Source organism: Achromobacter sp. ACM01, from assembly GCF_014851745.1.
GTDB lineage: Bacteria > Pseudomonadota > Gammaproteobacteria > Burkholderiales > Burkholderiaceae_B > Achromobacter > Achromobacter aegrifaciens.
Genome location: NZ_JACVAF010000001.1, coordinates 376,461 through 393,004 on the forward strand (window position 1 = coordinate 376,461; position 16,544 = coordinate 393,004).

Genomic DNA, 16,544 nt, shown 5'->3' on the forward strand with positions numbered 1-16,544 from the left:
CTGGGCTCGTTTTGTTTTGGGCGGGCAGGGAATTCCGTTTCAGGGTTGCGCGTCGTGCGTGGTTTCGCGCTTGATCTCGCCGTGCCGGCGTTCCATTTCCTGGCGCAGTTCGCGGCGCAGCCGGGCGGCTTCCATGCGTTGCTTCTCTTCCAGGTTGCGCGGTTCCAGCGGCGGCACCGCGGTCGGCGCGCCCTGATCATCCACCGCAACCATCGTGAAATAGCAGCTGTTGGTGTGGCGCACGAGCTTCTTGCGGATGTCCTCGGTGACGACCTTGATGCCGATTTCCATGGACGTGCGGCCGGTGTAGTTCACCGCCGCCAGAAAGGTCACCAGTTCGCCCACGTGGATCGGTTCGCGGAACACGACCTGGTCCACGGACAGGGTCACCACATATTGGCCGGCGTACCGGCTGGCACAGGCGTAGGCCACCTGGTCCAGGTACTTGAGGATGGTTCCGCCGTGCACATTCCCTGAGAAATTCGCCATGTCCGGCGTCATCAGGATGGTCATCGACAATTGGTGGCTAAAGGCTTCGTCCATGGCGGGCGTTCAATCTTGGATAAAACGCCTATGGTAGCGGCAGGCGCCTGTCATGGCTGCGTCTTTTCAGCGGCTTCCGGGGTTTCTTGCGTCGCTTCTTCGGGCGGGGCGTCGCGCAGCAGGGCGGGGGGCGTCCACAATCCGTCCAGCAGGGCGGATTCCGGCGCATACACGCGCAGCAGCACGCTGACCGCGCCGGCGGCAGGCAGCGGCAGCCAGTTGGACTGTTCCTCGGGCGCGGGCGGCGCATGGCTGATGCGCAGGTCCAGCGAACCGTCGGCGTTGTAGCGCAGCGGGTCGCGGTCGCCCAGCGCGTAGCGGTTCAGCGGATTGGCCGACGGCATGCCTTGCGCGTCATAGGCCGCCAGCGACCACAGCGCCGCGGCGGGCGGCAATTGGCCGCCTTCGAAATGCAGCGTGTAGCCATGCGCACCATCCAGCGGTGCGCCCTGGCTGTCGGCCGCCAGCAGCAGCACGCTCAGGTCTTCGGGCAGGCCCGCGCCCGGCTGCGCCTGCGCCGCCAGGGCGCGCCGCAGATAGGAATTGCCGTAGACGCCGATGCTGGCGGTTTCCTGGTGCCAGCCGTTGACGCTGCGCACCGTGGCGCCGGCTGCCGCCGTCATGCGCTCGCGCGCCGCCCGCAGGCCGCGGCGCAAGCCCTGTTTGGCAGGATGGTCGAGCTGGGCGAAGTCGAATGGCCGGCCGGCGACCAGCCCGGCGCCGCGCAGCCTGGCCAGCACCGGCTGGTCGGTGGCATGCGGCGGGTTCTTGCGCAGCAGCTCCGCCGCATATTCGAAGTAGGCGTCGGTCGGCATGGATTCGACCTGCTCGCGCACGGGGATGCGCAGATTCAGGGAAGGATCGGCCTTCAACCGCTGCGCCTGCGCGGGCAGGTTCCATTGCGCCAGCGGCGTCACCAGGAAGCCGTCCTGCAAGGCGTGGACCGCGGGGTAATCGGCAGGCCCATCGGCCTGGATCAGATTCTTGGCCCAAACATAGGCGGTGGGCGCATCGATGCGCGCCATGCCCGAGGGCAGCACGCCGTTCCAGCCCGGCGGAACGATCACGGTATTGCCCTTGGCCGTGCCGGTGCTGCGCTTGCCCAGCGTGGCGAACACGTCGGTCCACATGTCCAGCAGCGTCAGCGTATAGAGCCGGCCTTGGGTATCCGGCACCGACAGCACCACCGGCCCGGACGTCAGGTCCAGCCAGCCGACGCTGCGCAGCATGTCGGGATTGGCCCAGGGCGTGGCGGCGCCCGGCTGCGGCAGCGCACGCGCGTGCAGAAAGGTGTTGGCCGGCGCGCCGTCGTTGCCGCGGGACGGATGGGTGAACTGGCGGCGGGTCAGGTCCATCGTGACCAGCGGATAGAAGTACAGATAGCCTTCCATGCCCGCCTGGTGGGCGGCCTCGGTGGCCGCCGCCGCGGGAGTCAGCGCGGCCGGGGCCGCGCGGGTCAGCGTGGCGGGCGCGAGCGCGGCGGTGATGGACAGGGCCAGGGCAACAAGGCGGCGCATCGGCGCTCCTACGGTCATGCGGAAAACAGGAGGGAAGGCTGGAGGCGCGGCGTCCCCGAATGGGGAGCGTGGGGGCCAGTCCAGGCAGCCGGGAATGGTAGCAGCCGCAGGATCATCCAAAATCTGCGAAAAAACCCTATTTCGCCGCCAAATTTCAGACATAAGGAAGCTCTCTTTGGGGCCGGATGCCATGGCGCGTCCGTCCCGCAAAGCCTATACTTGGAAAAATATCCTTGGAAACCGTAGGGCTTTTTGCTTCGGCCAGCCAACGGCTTCCTCCATTTCACCAGGAGAGGAGTGTTTCATGGTCAACATGAATCGCCGCCAGTTCTTCAAGGTGACCGGTGCGACGCTGGCAGGCTCCAGCCTGGCTTTGCTGGGGGCAGCCCCCGGCACGGCCATGGCCGAAGTCCGCCAGTACAAGCTTGCGCGCATGACTGAAACGCGCAACACCTGTCCCTACTGTTCGGTCGCCTGTGGACTGCTGATGTACGGCTTGGGCGACGGCTCCAAGAACGCCCGTGCCAGCATCATGCACATCGAAGGCGACCCCGACCACCCCGTCAACCGCGGCACGCTCTGTCCGAAGGGCGCTGCCCTGATCGACTTCATCCACAGCCCCAACCGCCTGAAGTACCCGGAATACCGGGCTCCAGGTTCGGACAAGTGGGTGCGGATGTCGTGGGACGACGCCCTGACCCGCATCACCAAGCTCATGAAGGCGGACCGCGACGCGAACTTCGTCGAGAAGACCGCGGACGGCAAGACCGTCAACCGGTGGCTGACCACCGGCATGCTGGCGGCCTCGGCAAGCAGCAACGAGGTCGGCTACATCACGCACAAGACTGTGCGCAGCATGGGGATACTGGCGTTCGATAACCAAGCCCGTGTCTGACATGGCCCGACGGTGGCAGGTCTTGCCCCGACGTTTGGCCGTGGAGCGATGACGAACCATTGGGTCGACATCAAGAACGCGGACGTAGTACTGATCATGGGCGGCAATGCCGCCGAGGCCCACCCTTGCGGGTTCAAATGGGTCACGGAAGCAAAGGCCCATAACAAGGCAAAGCTGATCGTCGTGGATCCGCGCTTTACGCGCTCGGCATCCGTGGCGGACTTCTACGCGCCCATACGCACCGGCACCGACATCATCTTCTTGGGCGGCGTCATCAAGTATCTGCTGGACAACGACAAGATCCAGCACGAGTACGTGCGCAACTACACGGACTTTTCCTTCATCGTGCGCGAGGACTTCGCGTTCGACGCAGGCCTGTATTCCGGCTACGACGCCGAAAAGCGCACCTACAACAAGGCCAGCTGGGACTACGAGCGCGGCGACGACGGCTACGTCAAGACGGACCCGACGCTGGCGCATCCGCGCACCGTCTACCAGCTGCTGAAGAAGCACTACTCGCGCTACACCGAAGACATGGTCGAGCGCGTCTGCGGCACGCCCAAGGACAAGTTCCTGAAGGTGTGCGAGATGCTGGCTTCCACCGCCACCACCAACCGCGCCGCGACCATCCTCTACGCGCTGGGGTGGACGCAGCACTCCATCGGTTCGCAGATCATCCGCACGGGCGCGATGGTGCAGCTGCTGCTGGGCAACATCGGCATCGCCGGCGGCGGCATGAACGCGCTGCGCGGGCACTCGAACATCCAGGGCCTGACCGATCTGGGCCTGATGTCGAACCTGCTGCCCGGCTACATGACCCTGCCCAACGAGCCCGAGCAGGACTACGGCAAGTACATCGAGTCGCGCACGCAGAAACCCCTGCGGCCCAATCAGCTTAGCTACTGGCAGAACTACAGCAAGTTCCACGTGAGCCTGATGAAGGCCTGGTGGGGCAAGTCCGCCACGGCCGAAAACAACTGGGCGTTCGACTACCTGCCCAAGCTGGACAAGCTCTACGACATGCTGCAAGTCTACGAGCTCATGAACCAGGGCAAGATGAATGGCTACATCGCCCAGGGCTTCAACCCCCTGGCGGCCGCGCCCAACAAGGCCAAGCTGAACGCCGGTTTCGCCAAGCTGAAATTCCTGGTCATCATGGATCCGCTGGTCACCGAGACCTCCGAGTTCTGGCGCAACGCGGGCGAGGCCAACGATGTGGATCCGTCCAAGATCCAGACCGAGGTCTTCCGTCTGCCGACCACCTGTTTCGCCGAGGAAGACGGCACGCTGGTGAACTCCGGCCGCTGGCTGCAATGGCACTGGAAGGGCGCGGAGCCTCCGGGCGAAGCCAAGAGCGACATCGAGATCATGGCGCTGCTGTTCACGCGCCTGCGCAAGATGTACCAGGACGAGGGCGGCAAGTATCCCGATCCCATCGTCAACCTGTCGTGGCCGTACTCCAATCCGCAGAATCCCACCGCCGAAGAGCTGGCCAAGGAATACACCGGCAAGGCACTGGTGGAACTGACCGACCCCAAGGATCCGTCCAAGGTCACCCGCAAGGCCGGCGAGCAACTGGCCGGCTTCGCGGAACTGCGCGACGACGGCTCCACCATCAGCGGCTGTTGGATCTTCGCGGGCGCCTGGGGGCCTGGCGGCAACCTGATGGCGCGGCGCGACAACAGCGACCCGACCGGCATCGGCCAGACCCTGAACTGGGCCTGGGCGTGGCCGGCCAATCGCCGTATCCTGTACAACCGCGCCTCCTGTGACGTGGCGGGCAAGCCCTTCGATCCACGCCGCAGCCTGATCTCCTGGAACGGCAAGTTCTGGACCGGCGCGGACATCCCCGACTTCAAGGGCGATGAAAATCCCGACGGCGGCATGGGTCCGTTCATCATGAACCCCGAGGGCGTGGCGCGCTTCTTCGCGCGGGCGGGCATGGCCGAAGGGCCGTTCCCCGAACACTACGAACCCTTCGAGACGCCGCTGGGCTACAACCCGCTGTATCCGAAGGCCAAGGGCGTCACCAGCAATCCGGCCGCGCGGGTCTTCAAGGACGACCTGGCCGCGATGGGCACCGTGGACAAGTTCCCCTACGTGGCCACGACCTACCGCCTGACCGAGCACTTCCACTACTGGACCAAGCACGTCCGCATCAACTCGATCCTCCAGCCGGAGCAGTTCGTGGAGATCGGCGAGGCGCTGGCCAAGGAATTGGGCATTGCCAACGGGTCGCGCGTGAAGGTGTCGTCCAACCGCGGCTACATCAAGGCGGTGGCGCTGGTCACCAAGCGCTTGCGCGCGCTGACCATCGAGGGCAAGACCGTGCACCACGTGGGCATCCCCATCCACTGGGGCTTCGTGGGCCTGGCCAAACCCGGCTTCCTCACCAACACCCTGACGCCGTTCGTGGGCGACGGGAATTCCCAGACGCCGGAATTCAAGTCGTTCCTGGTGCAGGTCGAGAAGGCCTAAGGAGACCGACATGTCCATGCAATCCCTAGACATCAAGCGGCGCTCCGCCACCACCACGCCGCCGCCGGGCATCCGCGAGCCCGTCACGGGCTCGGTGGCCAAGCTGATCGACGTCTCCAAGTGCATCGGCTGCAAGGCTTGCCAAAGCGCCTGTATGGAATGGAACGATCTGCGCGACGAGATCGGCACCAACGTGGGCGTCTACGACAACCCTGCCGACCTGACCGAGCATTCCTGGACCGTCATGCGCTTCTCCGAATACGAGAATCCGCAAGGCGACCTGGAATGGCTGATCCGCAAGGACGGCTGCATGCACTGCGAGGATCCGGGCTGCCTGAAGGCCTGTCCCTCGCCGGGCGCCATCATCCAGTACAACAACGGCATCGTGGATTTCCACGAAGAGAACTGCATCGGTTGCGGCTACTGCATCACTGGCTGTCCGTTCAACGTGCCGCGCATCTCCAAGAAGGACCACAAGGCGTACAAGTGCACCCTGTGTTCCGACCGCGTGGCCGTCGGCCAGGAGCCGGCCTGCGTCAAGGCCTGTCCCACCGGCGCCATCGTCTTCGGCACCAAGGAAGACATGACGCAGCACGCCGAGGAACGGATCGTCGACCTCAAGTCGCGCGGCTTCGACAAGGCCGGCCTGTATGACCCGCAGGGCGTGGGCGGCACCCACGTCATGTACGTGCTGCATCACGCCGACCAGCCCGGGCTGTACCACGGGCTGCCCAAGGACCCGCAGATCAGCCCCATGGTCTCGCTGTGGAAGGGCCTGGCCAAACCGCTGGGCGTGGCCGCCATGGCCCTGACCGCGCTGGCGGGCTTCTTCCACTACGCCCGCGTTGGCCGCAACGAGGTGTCCGAGGAAGACGAACGCCGTGCCGAAGAGGAGGTGCGCCATGAGTGAAGACCGCCATCACCGCCGGATCAAGCGCTACACGCCAGGTGAGCGCACCAACCACTGGATCATCGCCTTCACGTTCATCCTGTTGGCGCTGTCCGGGCTGGCGCTGTTCCACCCGTCCATGTACTGGCTGACCAACCTGTTCGGGGGCGGTCCCTGGACGCGCATCCTGCATCCCTTCATCGGGATCGTGATGTTCGTCTGCTTCGTCGTGTTCGCCGGCCACATGTGGCGGCACAACCTCATGACGAAGGCCGATCGCCAGTGGATGCGGCAACTGAACGACGTGGTCGAGAACCGCGAGGAAAAGCTCCCGGAAGTCGGCAAGTACAACGCCGGCCAGAAGCTGCTGTTCTACGTGTTGATCCTCTGCATGCTGGGCCTGTTCGTCAGCGGCATCGTGATCTGGCGCGAGTACTTCGCGTTCTACTTCCCGATCTGGATCATCCGCGCCGCCTCGGTGGTGCATGCCGTCAGCGCGCTGGTGCTGATCTGCGCCATCATCGTGCACATCTACGCTGCCATTTGGGTCAAGGGTTCGCTGACCGCGATGCTGCGCGGGTATGTGACGGCGGGTTGGGCGTGGAAGCATCACCGCGCCTGGTTCCGCGAACAAATCAGAAAATAAAGCTGACGGGGCGCGCTGGCAGGCGCGTCCCGCTTGCTCTGCGGCAAATGGGCCTCTCCTGGCGCCCACGCACCCGCCCAACGGCTGCTATCCTTCTCCTTGAAGGCTGGCAGCCGTGTTTTTTTATCTGGAGACGCAAGTGCAGCGAATTCTTCCGCGCGGCGAGATCGAAGCGCTAGACCATAACCGCATTCCCCAAGTCAGCCTGCCGGACCGCGCGTCGGTTTTTGCCACGCGTGCAGCCCGCTTGCGGCAGCTGGCGGCGGATAGCCCGGTGGCCGACTACCTGCTGCTGATGGCGCATCTGGTCGACGCCCAGCACCGCGCCCTGCAGGATTGCGCCGCGCCCGCGGCCTCCGAGGAGCGCATTTCGCTGGCGCAGGCGCATGGCATGCCGCCCCTGCAGGCCGTGGGCTGGCCGCGCGACCCCTTGTGGCGCAACATCCTGGGCCAGCTGCTGGACCACGTCGCCAGCGCCAAGGACGTGCCGGCCGAGGCCATCGAAGTCTGCGCCGGCCTGCGCCGCGCGCTGACCGAGTCCCCGGAGTCGCTGGAGGATCTGGCCGAGGCCGTGCTGTCCGAGCAGGACCAGGGCGTGGACGGCGCCGCCGCTCCCTTCGTGATGGCGGCCCTGCAAGTCTATTGGACCGATCTGGCCAGCCGTTTCGACGAAAAGCAGTTGCCAGTGGCCAGTCCCTTCGGCGTCTGTCCCGTTTGCGCCAGCCTGCCGGTGGCCAGCGTGGTCCGCGTGGGCGGGCAGTTCGAAGGCTACCGCTACCTGTGCTGCAGCCTGTGCGCGACCCAGTGGCACATGGTGCGGGTGAAATGCTCGCACTGCGAAGACGTGGAATCGGTGGCCTACCAGGCCATCGAGGGCCGTACGCCCGCCATCAAGGCCGAAACCTGCGACCACTGCCACACCTATCGCAAGATCTTCTACCAGGACAAGGACCTGCAGGTGGAACCCGTGGCCGACGACCTGGCCAGCCTGATGCTGGACGTGCTGGTCGGCGAGGCCGGCTATTCGCGGGCCAGCGGCAATCCGTTGCTGTGGCACGGATCGGAGCCGGGAGCAGAGCAGTAATGGCCGCGCCAGCGCCCGCAGGCGGCGTGGCCGCGGTCTCGGAGATCCCGTCGCTGGACCGGTTGCTGAATGCGCCGGCCATGCGCGCCGCGCTGGACAAGCACGGCCGCACGCAGGTGGTGGCGGCCCTGCGCCGCGACCTGGACGCGATGCGCGAACGCGCGCTGGCCGGCGGGTTGCCGCGCCAGGAATTGGAAGCCGACGCCGTGGCGGCGCGCGTGGCCGCGGCCCTGGCCCGCGCCGCCGAGCCCAGGCTGCGGGCCGTGTACAACCTGACCGGTACGGTGTTGCACACCAATCTGGGCCGGGCGCTGCTGCCCGACGAGGCGGTGGCGTCGGTGCTGCGCGCCCTCACCACCCCCGCCAACCTGGAGTTCGACCTGGACACCGGCGGGCGCGGCGACCGCGACGACCTGATCGACGAACTGTTGTGCGAACTGACGGGGGCCGAGGCCGCTACCGTCGTCAACAACAATGCGGCCGCCGTATTGCTGATGCTCAATGCCCTGGCAGACCGGCGCGAAGTCGTGGTGTCCCGGGGCGAACTGGTCGAGATCGGCGGCGCGTTCCGCATTCCGGACATCATGAAGCGCGCCGGGGCCAAGCTGGTCGAAGTCGGCACCACCAACCGCACCCATGCCGCCGATTACGAAAACGCCATCGGCCCGCGTACCGCCATGCTGATGAAGGTGCATTGCAGCAACTACGCGGTCACCGGTTTCACCAAGAGCGTGAGCGTGGCCGAGGTGGCGGCGCTGGCGCACGCGCGCGGCCTGCCCGCTACCGTGGACCTGGGCAGCGGCACGCTGGTCGACCTGACCCAGTTCGGCCTGCCCAAGGAAGACACCGTGCGCGAAACCATCGCGGCCGGCGCGGACCTGGTCACCTTCAGCGGCGACAAACTGCTGGGCGGCCCGCAGGCCGGCCTGCTGGTGGGCCGCAAGGACCTGATCCGCAAGATCAAGAAGAATCCGCTCAAGCGCGCGCTGCGCGTCAGCAAGCTGACGCTGGCGGCCTTGGAGCCGGTGTTGGGCCTGTACCGCGCGCCCGAATTCCTGGCCGATCGCTTGACCACGCTGCGCTTGTTGACCCGCCCGCAACGCGACATCCAGCCGCAGGCCGAGCGCCTGCGCGGCGTCCTGGCGCATGCGGCGGGCGAGCACTACGCGGTAGAGGCCGTGCCCATGTTCAGCCAGATCGGCAGCGGCGCCTTGCCCGTGGACCAGCTGCCCAGCTACGGCCTGGCCGCGCGCTACACCGGCAGCGGCCGCGCCGGCCGGCACCTGGACAAACTGGAGACGCAATTGCGCCGCCTGCCCGTGCCCGTGATCGGCCGCATTGCGGACGACGCCCTATGGCTGGATCTGCGTTGCCTGGAAGCGCGCGACGAACCGGCCTTCGCCGCGCAACTCGCGGAGCGCCTGGCGTGATCATCGGCACCGCAGGCCATATCGATCACGGCAAGACCACGCTGGTGCGGGCGCTGACCGGCATCGATACCGACAGGCTTAAGGAAGAGAAGGCGCGCGGGATTTCCATCGAGCTGGGCTATGCCTACACCCCGTTGCCTAACGGCGACGTCCTGGGCTTCATCGACGTACCGGGGCACGAGAAGCTTGTGCACACCATGGCGGCCGGCGCCAGCGGCATTGATTTCGGCCTGCTGGTGGTGGCGGCGGACGACGGCGTCATGCCGCAGACGCGCGAACACCTGGCGATCCTGACCCTGCTGGGCGTGGAACGCGGCGCGGTGGCGCTGACCAAGACCGACCGCGCCGATGCCGGGCGGCTACAGGCAGTGCGCGCGGAAATCGCCGAACTGTCCGCGGGTACCTTCCTGCAGGACGCGCCGCTATACGCCGTATGCGCGTCGCAGGCCGGCGACCCGGGCGTGGCGGAACTGAAAGACTATCTGCACGGCGAGGCTCAAGCCCTGCGCCAGCGCGACAGCGCGGGCCTGTTCCGGCTGGCCGTCGATCGCGTGTTCACCCTGGCCGGCCACGGCACGGTGGTGACAGGCACGGCCCATGCCGGACTGGCGCGGGCGGACGACGACGCTGCCGACCTGCGGCTGATGCCTGCCGGCACACGCGTACGCGTGCGCAGCATCCATGCCCAGAACCAGCGCAGCGAAACCGGCGCGGCCGGCCAACGTTGCGCCTTGAATCTCGCCGGCATGGACAAGAACGCCATCGCGCGCGGCGACTGGATCGCGGATGCGCGCTGCTTTTTGCCGTCGCGCCATGTCGACGTGGCGCTGACGCTGCTGGCAACCGCCGACGCGCCGGTGCGCGCATGGGCGCCGCTGCATGTGCACATCGGCGCCGCGCGCCACGTGGCGCACGTGGTGCCGCTGAGCGCGGAATCGCTTGCCCCGGGACAGTCCGGCTGGGTGCAGCTGGTGTTCGACGAACCCGTCTGCGTCATGCCGGGCGACCGCTACATTGTGCGCAACGCGCAGGCCACGCGCACGGTCGGCGGTGGCCGGGTGCTGGACCCGAACGCTCCTGACCGCAAGCGCCGGTCCGCCGCGCGCATGCAGTGGCTGCAGGCGCTGGCGGCCATGCTGGACGGCGCCGGCCTGCATCCCGTGCTGGAGCACGCTGCGCTGGGGCTGGACGAAGACGCCTTGCAGCGCCTGACGGGCAAGCCTGTAAATGAGATCGCTGCGCCGCCCGTTGCGGTATGGCTGGAGGCGCGCACGCCGCAGGCGCCGCGCACCCTGATCCTGACTGCCCATTGGGACGCGCTGCGCGCGCGCGTGGAACAGGCGCTGGCGGCCTTCCATCAAGGCGCGCCCGACGAGCCAGGCCCTGACGGCCCGCGCTTGCGCCGCATGGCCATGCCCATCGGCCCGGATGCGCTGTGGCAGGCGGCGCTGGACGATCTGCAGCGCGATGGCCGCATCGTGCGCAATGGCCCCTGGCTGCACCTGCCGGGTCATAGCGCAACCTTGGCGCCCGAGGAGTCGGCGCTGGCCGGGCGCGTGCTGCCCCTGCTGGCGGCCGGCGCCTTCGACCCGCCCTGGGTGCGGGATCTCGCCCGCACGCTGGGCGAGCCCGAGGACCGCATGCGGCAGCTGCTGCGCAAGCTGCTGCGGCGCGGCGAAGTGGCCCAGGTGGTGAAGGACCTGTTCTATCACCGCGACCAGGTGGCGGCGTTGGCAGTGCTTGCGCAAGGCCTGGCGGCGCAGCCCGCGGGCTTGAACGCCGCGTCGTTCCGCGACGCTACGGGCCTGGGCAGAAAGCGCGCGATCCAGATCCTGGAGTTCTTCGACCGCGTGGGGTACACGCGGCGTTTGCGCGACACGCACGTGTTGCGCCAGGAAAGCGCCTACGGAAGCCCGCGGCAGGCGCAGTAACCCGGTATCATGGGCGGCCACCGTGGAAGGCATTCGTGCCCGGTGGCACGGCTGGGCTTCAAACCCAGTTGGGGGCGTCAGACGTTCCCAGGTAGGTTCGACTCCTGCTGCCTTCCGCCATCCCTTGCGCGGCGCGCTAAGCCCGCAGCATCCCTGTCACCACGCCGCCTACCCGGTCCGATTTCCAGTCCAGTTGTCCCAGATGCCAATATCGGACGGATCCGCCGCGGTCCACCAGATAGTTTGCGGGCAGGCCGACTGCATCCCATTGCTTTGACGCCGTGCTGTTCCTGTCGTGCAGCACGGTACCCGCGACCGGCCATTTCGCCAGAAAGGCGTTGATCCTGGCCGCCGAATCGCCGACGTTCACGGCCACCAGGCGCAGGCCTTCTTCGCGATGGCGTTTGGCCATGGCGGACATGATGGGGATTTCATCGCGGCAAGGGTCGCACGAGGTGGCCCAGAAGCTGACGATGATCACGTTGCCGCGCCAGGCGGCGAGCTTCTTTTCGCGGCCGGCCAGATCGGGCAGGGCCAGCGGCGGCGTGGATGCGGTCCAGGGCGCCCAGTCCGGGCCGGTGGCCTTCTTGAGCGCATCGTCGCTGGCGGCCCGGGCATACCAGGGCAGGGCCGCCAGCGACAGGCCGGCCTGCAGGAGTAGACGGCGGCTGATCATGGCGGTCCCCGTGGGTGGGCAGCAGGCGGACTCAGAGGGAAAGCGGCCTGGCGCTGAGCTTGTAGCTGAAGCTGGCGGGATCCAGGCTGTCCAGCCGGCCGTCCGAGGTTTCGCCGTTGGGATACATCAGGAAAGGCACGGGACCGTGGGCAGCGCCCGGCAGGACCACGTCGTGGCCGTGGTTGTATGCCACCCAGTTCATCTCCCAGGCGCCGAACAGCATGACGCGCGCGGCGCGAACCTTGGCATCGGTCAGCGGCAGTTCGCCGGGCGGCTCTTCCAGCATGACCTTGCGCACATCGGCAGGGTCCACCGGCACCCAGCCGTAGCCCGCGGCATAGAACTCGGCGCGGCAATGCTGCGCCTTGGTGACGTCGCCCGCCTTGCCCAGGCTTTTGTAGCCGAACTCGGAGTCCGCCACCCGCAGGCCATAGGCATCGCGGGCCGGTATGCCGGCGGCGCGGGCCAGTGCGACAAACAGGGAGTTGATGTCGGCGCACTTGCCGTTCAGATCATTGGCCGTGAGCATGTAGCGCACGTCGCCCACGCCGCAGCCGCGGGTGGACGCGGTTCTGCAGGTGTTCTCGACCACCCATTCGTAGATGGCGCGGGCCTGCGCCAGATCGCCGCGGTGGCCGCGGGTGATGCGGTCGGCGGTGCTCTTGACGATGCCGTCGGTGGGCAGCAGCGCGGTAGGCTGGAGGAATTCGCGTAGCGCGGCCGCGCTTTCACGGGGGACGTCGGCCGCGGGCGGCTGGCTCAGGTCCACGCGCCGGTTGCGGGTCTGGAAGCGGCTGGTGACCGTGACCTGGCGCGGCCCCTGCGCGTCTGGCCATTGCACGGCCAGCATCTGCACGCCGTAGCCGGGCGCCTGGGTCAGTTGGGCCACGCCGCCGCCGCTGACCTGCCAGGCGCTCTGCGCGCCGCGCTGGTAGGTGGTGTTAGTGGCGTAGGGTACCGGGATCCAGATGCGCGCATGCGCTCCCGGATCCTGCACGGTGATGTCGGTGGTCAGTTCGAAGGCGCGCCATCCGGCGCTGACAGGGGCGAGTCCCGCGTGCGCCGCCCTGGGCAGGGCCGCGCTGGCGGCGCACAGGGCGCCCGAGAAACGGAGGAAATGTCGGCGATCCATATAGCCCTCACTCACGGTGAAGATTGGCTGTCGGTGCGCCCGGGGCCGGGCGGCCGTCCGTTGCTGCGTGCTGCCGGATCATCATAGGGCCAATCCCGGGGGCGGTGCTATCCTTTTCCACTGACCTATGGAGATTCAGATGACCACCCAGGATGTTGCCAGCGCGGCGGTGCCGCGATTGACTTCGCTTTCGCACGGCGGCGGCTGTGGCTGCAAGATCGCACCCGGCGTGCTGTCCGAGTTGCTCAAGCGCTTCGGCCCGGCGGTCAGCTACCCTGATCTGCTGGTGGGCACCGAGACGGCCGACGACGCGGCGGTCTACCGGCTGAACGACGAGCAGGCGCTCATCGCCACCACCGATTTCTTCATGCCCATCGTCGACGACCCCTACGACTTCGGCCGCATCGCCGCGACCAATGCGCTGTCGGACGTCTACGCGATGGGCGGCACGCCCATCATGGCGCTGGCCATCGTGGGCATGCCGATCAACGTGCTGCCGCATAGCGTCATTGCCGACATCCTGCGCGGCGGCGAATCGGTCTGCAAGGACGCCGGCATTCCGGTGGCCGGCGGCCACAGCATCGACTCCGTCGAACCCATTTACGGCCTGGCGGCGATGGGCCTGGTGCATCCCGGCCGCATCAAGCGCAATGCCGACGCGCGCGCTGGCGACGTGCTGATCCTGGGCAAGGCATTGGGCGTGGGCATCCTGTCGGCCGCGCTGAAGAAGAACCGGCTGGACGACGCCGGCTACCGCGCCATGATCACCGAGACCACGCGTCTGAACCGGCCGGGGCCTGCGCTGGCCGCCATGGAAGGCGTGCACGCCATCACTGACGTGACGGGCTTCGGCCTGTTGGGACATACGCTGGAAATGGCGCGCGGCGCGCAGCTGACGGCGCATGTGCGGCGCGATGCGCTGCCCTGGCTGCCCGGCGTGCAGGCCTTTGCCGCGGACGGCGTCATCACCGGCGCGTCCGGCCGCAATTGGGCTTCCTATGGCGCGTCCGTGCGCCTGGGCGAGGGCGTGAGCGACACGGAGCGGGCCTTGTTGACCGATCCGCAGACCGCCGGCGGACTGCTGGTGGCCTGCTCGCCGGACGCCGCGCAGGCCGTGCTGGACCTGTTCCGCCAGCACGGCTTCGAGCAGGCGGCCATCATCGGCGACATGCGGGCGGGCGAGCCGGAAGTGCGCGTCGACTGAAGGCCCCTGGCTGGCCTGGGCGCTAGCGCGCCTGGCCGGCGCGGCCCAATTCCTGCACCTGGTAGTTGATCTGCCAGTGCAGCAGCTCCGTGTAGGCGTTCAGGCGAACCTGCTCCGCCCATTGTTCCGCCGTCGCGTCCTGCTCTTCCTCCAGCGCCAGCCCCGATGGACCTGCCCAGGGCAGGATGCGGCCGGGCTTGTCCGGCCGGAATACGCCTTCATCGGTCAGCAGCACGTGCTTGCTGTTGAAGCCGAAGCACCAGGCCGGATCGGGCTGGGCGGCCAGCAGGTCGCAGCCACTGCGGAAGTAGGCTGTTTGCGGCAGGCTCAGGTGATACAGCGTGGGCAGAATGTCCTTGTGGCTGCCCACGCGCGCCGGGTCGTAGCGCGCCTGTGCCCGGTAGGCCGGCGGCACGTACAGGTAGAACGGCACCGCGCGCGCCAGCGCCGCGTCCTTCGGGTCCTGATAATCGATACCCAGGATGTTGTGGTCGCCGGTCACGGCGACGATGGTCCGGGACGCATAGTCCGATGCCTTCAGGCGCGTCAGGAAGCGACCCAGCTGATCGTTGGCGTAACGCAGCGTGTCGAATGCGGCAGCCAGCGCATCCCAGGTCTTGAAGTAGGGCAGGCTGGCCACATCGTCCAGGGGCAGGCCGCCGCGCTGCCCGCCGTCGGGCACGATGAACGGCGGATGGTGAGTGGTGGACAAGGCGACGATGAAGAGCGGCTGGCTGTCCTGATTGCCTTGCGCCAGCCGTTCTTCGATATAGCGGAACATGTACTCGTCCGGTACGCCCCAGGTTCCGGCCCGTGCTTGCGGATAGCGCACCTTGAGGGTCTGCTGGTCCACGAATTCATGTGCGCCCAGCTTGGTGGCGAAGACGCCGAGGTTGCGCCATGTGGCGGCGCCGGACGTAACGAAGACGACCCGGTAGCCGCGCTGCAAAAAGGGCGTGAAGGCATTGCTGGCGAATGGCGTGTCCACCGCCGACGATTGGCCGACGGCCGCAATGGGGCTACGCACCAGCAGGAGGCTCAATGATTCGATGGTGCCGTTGCCTTCGGCCACGAAGCGCTCGAACACCCAGTCCTCGCTCCAGTGCGGACGCAGCGCGCCGAGCACGTCGCGCCCCGGACGGTCATACGAGTTCAGGTGTGCCCCCATGCTCTCCATGACCTGCAGCACCACGTGCGGAGGCCGCGCCGCAGCCGCCGGATTGGGCCCGGTTGCGGCCATGAAGGGCCGCAGGCCAACATCCGGCCAGCCCAGGAAGCGCTCATAGAGCAGGCGCCCCTCTCGCAAGGTGACGGGTTCGAAGCGCTTGTCGTTGCCGCGGTCGGACAGGGCCCAGGAAAAGGCCGAGACGCCATTGGGCGCGATGTCGTTGAGCAGGCGCAGCGACGAGATGCTGGTGTCGTCCTTGTTGAGCGGAAACTTGCCCAGTGATCCTCTGCAGGCCAGCACGGTGACGCCTATGATCAGCGCAAACCGCAACAGGCTGGGGATGAACGCGCGGCGCTTGAACAGCATGCCTTGCACCCAGCCACGCCAACGGCGGCCGAGCCACCAGGTTCCCGCCAGTACCGCCGCCAGCAGCAGGCCAGCCTGTGCCAGCGGGTAGCCATGCCACAGGGTCATCAGGATGGCCTGGGTGTCGTCGTCCACCAGCCCGAACACGAAGATGTCGATCGAACGGGAAAATGTGGCGAAGTAGAAGACGCTGATGATCGTGATGGCCGCGAACAGCGTCGCCATGGCTGCGCCCAGCCCCGGCAGATGGCGCTGCCAGCGCCGTTGCAGGCCGGGTCTGGCCGCCGCTGCCATGGACAGCAGCAGCAGCGCCGAACAGGCGATGCTGGCGACCTTGATGTCGAACAGCAGCCCTGTCGCCAGGGTGCGCCGCACGTCCTGCGGCAACGCGTCATAAGTCCCCGGCGCGGCATAGCGCAGCAGCAGGTAGCCGCGCCCGGCGCTTTGCGCCAGGACGCTGATCAGCCAGGGGGCCAGCAGGACCAGAAAGGATCGTTGAAAATTGACGAACCAGTCTTGCCACCCGAACGCCGGACGGAAAAGCCTAATCAACATCTTGGGAGCAGGGTTACGGACCAGCGCCGC

12 protein-coding genes and 1 tRNA gene are annotated in these 16,544 nt (G+C 67.3%); 8 read left to right on the plus strand and 5 right to left on the minus strand.

From position 1 onward, the window contains the following. Window positions 1-39: 39 nt before the first annotated feature. Window positions 40-543, minus strand: a complete 504-nt coding sequence (locus IB268_RS01810) for an acyl-CoA thioesterase (RefSeq protein WP_119451221.1) — start codon at window positions 541-543, stop codon at window positions 40-42. A gap of 50 nt (window positions 544-593) precedes the next feature. Beyond that, window positions 594-2,060 carry a DUF1254 domain-containing protein gene (locus tag IB268_RS01815; protein ID WP_192353733.1) on the minus strand — a complete coding sequence of 489 codons (1,467 nt, stop codon included), beginning with the start codon at window positions 2,058-2,060 and terminating at the stop codon, window positions 594-596. Window positions 2,061-2,364: 304 nt separating this feature from the next. On the opposite strand from IB268_RS01815, the gene fdnG reads away from it, so the two are divergent. The 7 genes from fdnG (at window position 2,365) to IB268_RS01850 (ending at window position 11,533) form a co-directional block, all read left to right on the plus strand. Beyond that, window positions 2,365-5,433, plus strand: coding sequence for a formate dehydrogenase-N subunit alpha (gene fdnG / locus IB268_RS01820; RefSeq protein WP_147400263.1), 3,069 nt, complete (start codon window positions 2,365-2,367; stop codon window positions 5,431-5,433). A 10-nt stretch (window positions 5,434-5,443) separates the two neighbouring features. After that, the gene (gene fdxH, locus IB268_RS01825; protein ID WP_054455293.1) at window positions 5,444-6,343 is read left to right on the plus strand and encodes a formate dehydrogenase subunit beta; all 900 of its coding nucleotides are present in this window, start codon (window positions 5,444-5,446) and stop codon (window positions 6,341-6,343) included. Then, window positions 6,336-6,968, plus strand: a complete 633-nt coding sequence (locus tag IB268_RS01830) for a formate dehydrogenase subunit gamma (RefSeq protein WP_054455291.1) — start codon at window positions 6,336-6,338, stop codon at window positions 6,966-6,968. Before fdxH ends, IB268_RS01830 begins: the two co-directional genes overlap by 8 nt. 139 nt (window positions 6,969-7,107) lie before the next feature. Then, on the plus strand, window positions 7,108-8,052 hold the full coding sequence (fdhE, locus tag IB268_RS01835; protein WP_054455896.1) for a formate dehydrogenase accessory protein FdhE: 945 nt from the start codon (window positions 7,108-7,110) through the stop codon (window positions 8,050-8,052). Beyond that, on the plus strand, window positions 8,052-9,482 hold the full coding sequence (gene selA, locus IB268_RS01840; RefSeq protein WP_192353734.1) for an L-seryl-tRNA(Sec) selenium transferase: 1,431 nt from the start codon (window positions 8,052-8,054) through the stop codon (window positions 9,480-9,482). The genes fdhE and selA overlap by 1 nt, the downstream gene beginning before the upstream one ends. Continuing rightward, the gene (selB, locus tag IB268_RS01845; RefSeq protein WP_192353735.1) at window positions 9,479-11,413 is read left to right on the plus strand and encodes a selenocysteine-specific translation elongation factor; all 1,935 of its coding nucleotides are present in this window, start codon (window positions 9,479-9,481) and stop codon (window positions 11,411-11,413) included. Before selA ends, selB begins: the two co-directional genes overlap by 4 nt. 24 nt (window positions 11,414-11,437) lie before the next feature. Continuing rightward, a tRNA-Sec gene (locus IB268_RS01850) sits at window positions 11,438-11,533 on the plus strand. A gap of 16 nt (window positions 11,534-11,549) precedes the next feature. Here IB268_RS01850 and IB268_RS01855 read toward each other — a convergent pair. Both IB268_RS01855 and IB268_RS01860 read right to left on the minus strand, forming a co-directional pair. After that, a complete protein-coding gene (locus IB268_RS01855; protein WP_192353736.1) occupies window positions 11,550-12,089 on the minus strand; it encodes a TlpA disulfide reductase family protein in 540 nt (179 codons plus the stop codon). Between the two features lie 31 nt (window positions 12,090-12,120). After that, window positions 12,121-13,221, minus strand: a complete 1,101-nt coding sequence (locus tag IB268_RS01860) for a transglutaminase-like domain-containing protein (protein ID WP_192353737.1) — start codon at window positions 13,219-13,221, stop codon at window positions 12,121-12,123. A gap of 139 nt (window positions 13,222-13,360) precedes the next feature. On the opposite strand from IB268_RS01860, the gene selD reads away from it, so the two are divergent. Further along, window positions 13,361-14,425 (plus strand): selenide, water dikinase SelD, encoded by a 1,065-nt coding sequence (selD, locus tag IB268_RS01865; protein ID WP_175180392.1) that lies wholly within the window; start codon window positions 13,361-13,363, stop codon window positions 14,423-14,425. Window positions 14,426-14,447: 22 nt separating this feature from the next. Here selD and IB268_RS01870 read toward each other — a convergent pair whose 3' ends face one another. After that, a complete protein-coding gene (locus IB268_RS01870; protein ID WP_192353738.1) occupies window positions 14,448-16,514 on the minus strand; it encodes an LTA synthase family protein in 2,067 nt (688 codons plus the stop codon). Window positions 16,515-16,544 lie beyond the last annotated feature (30 nt).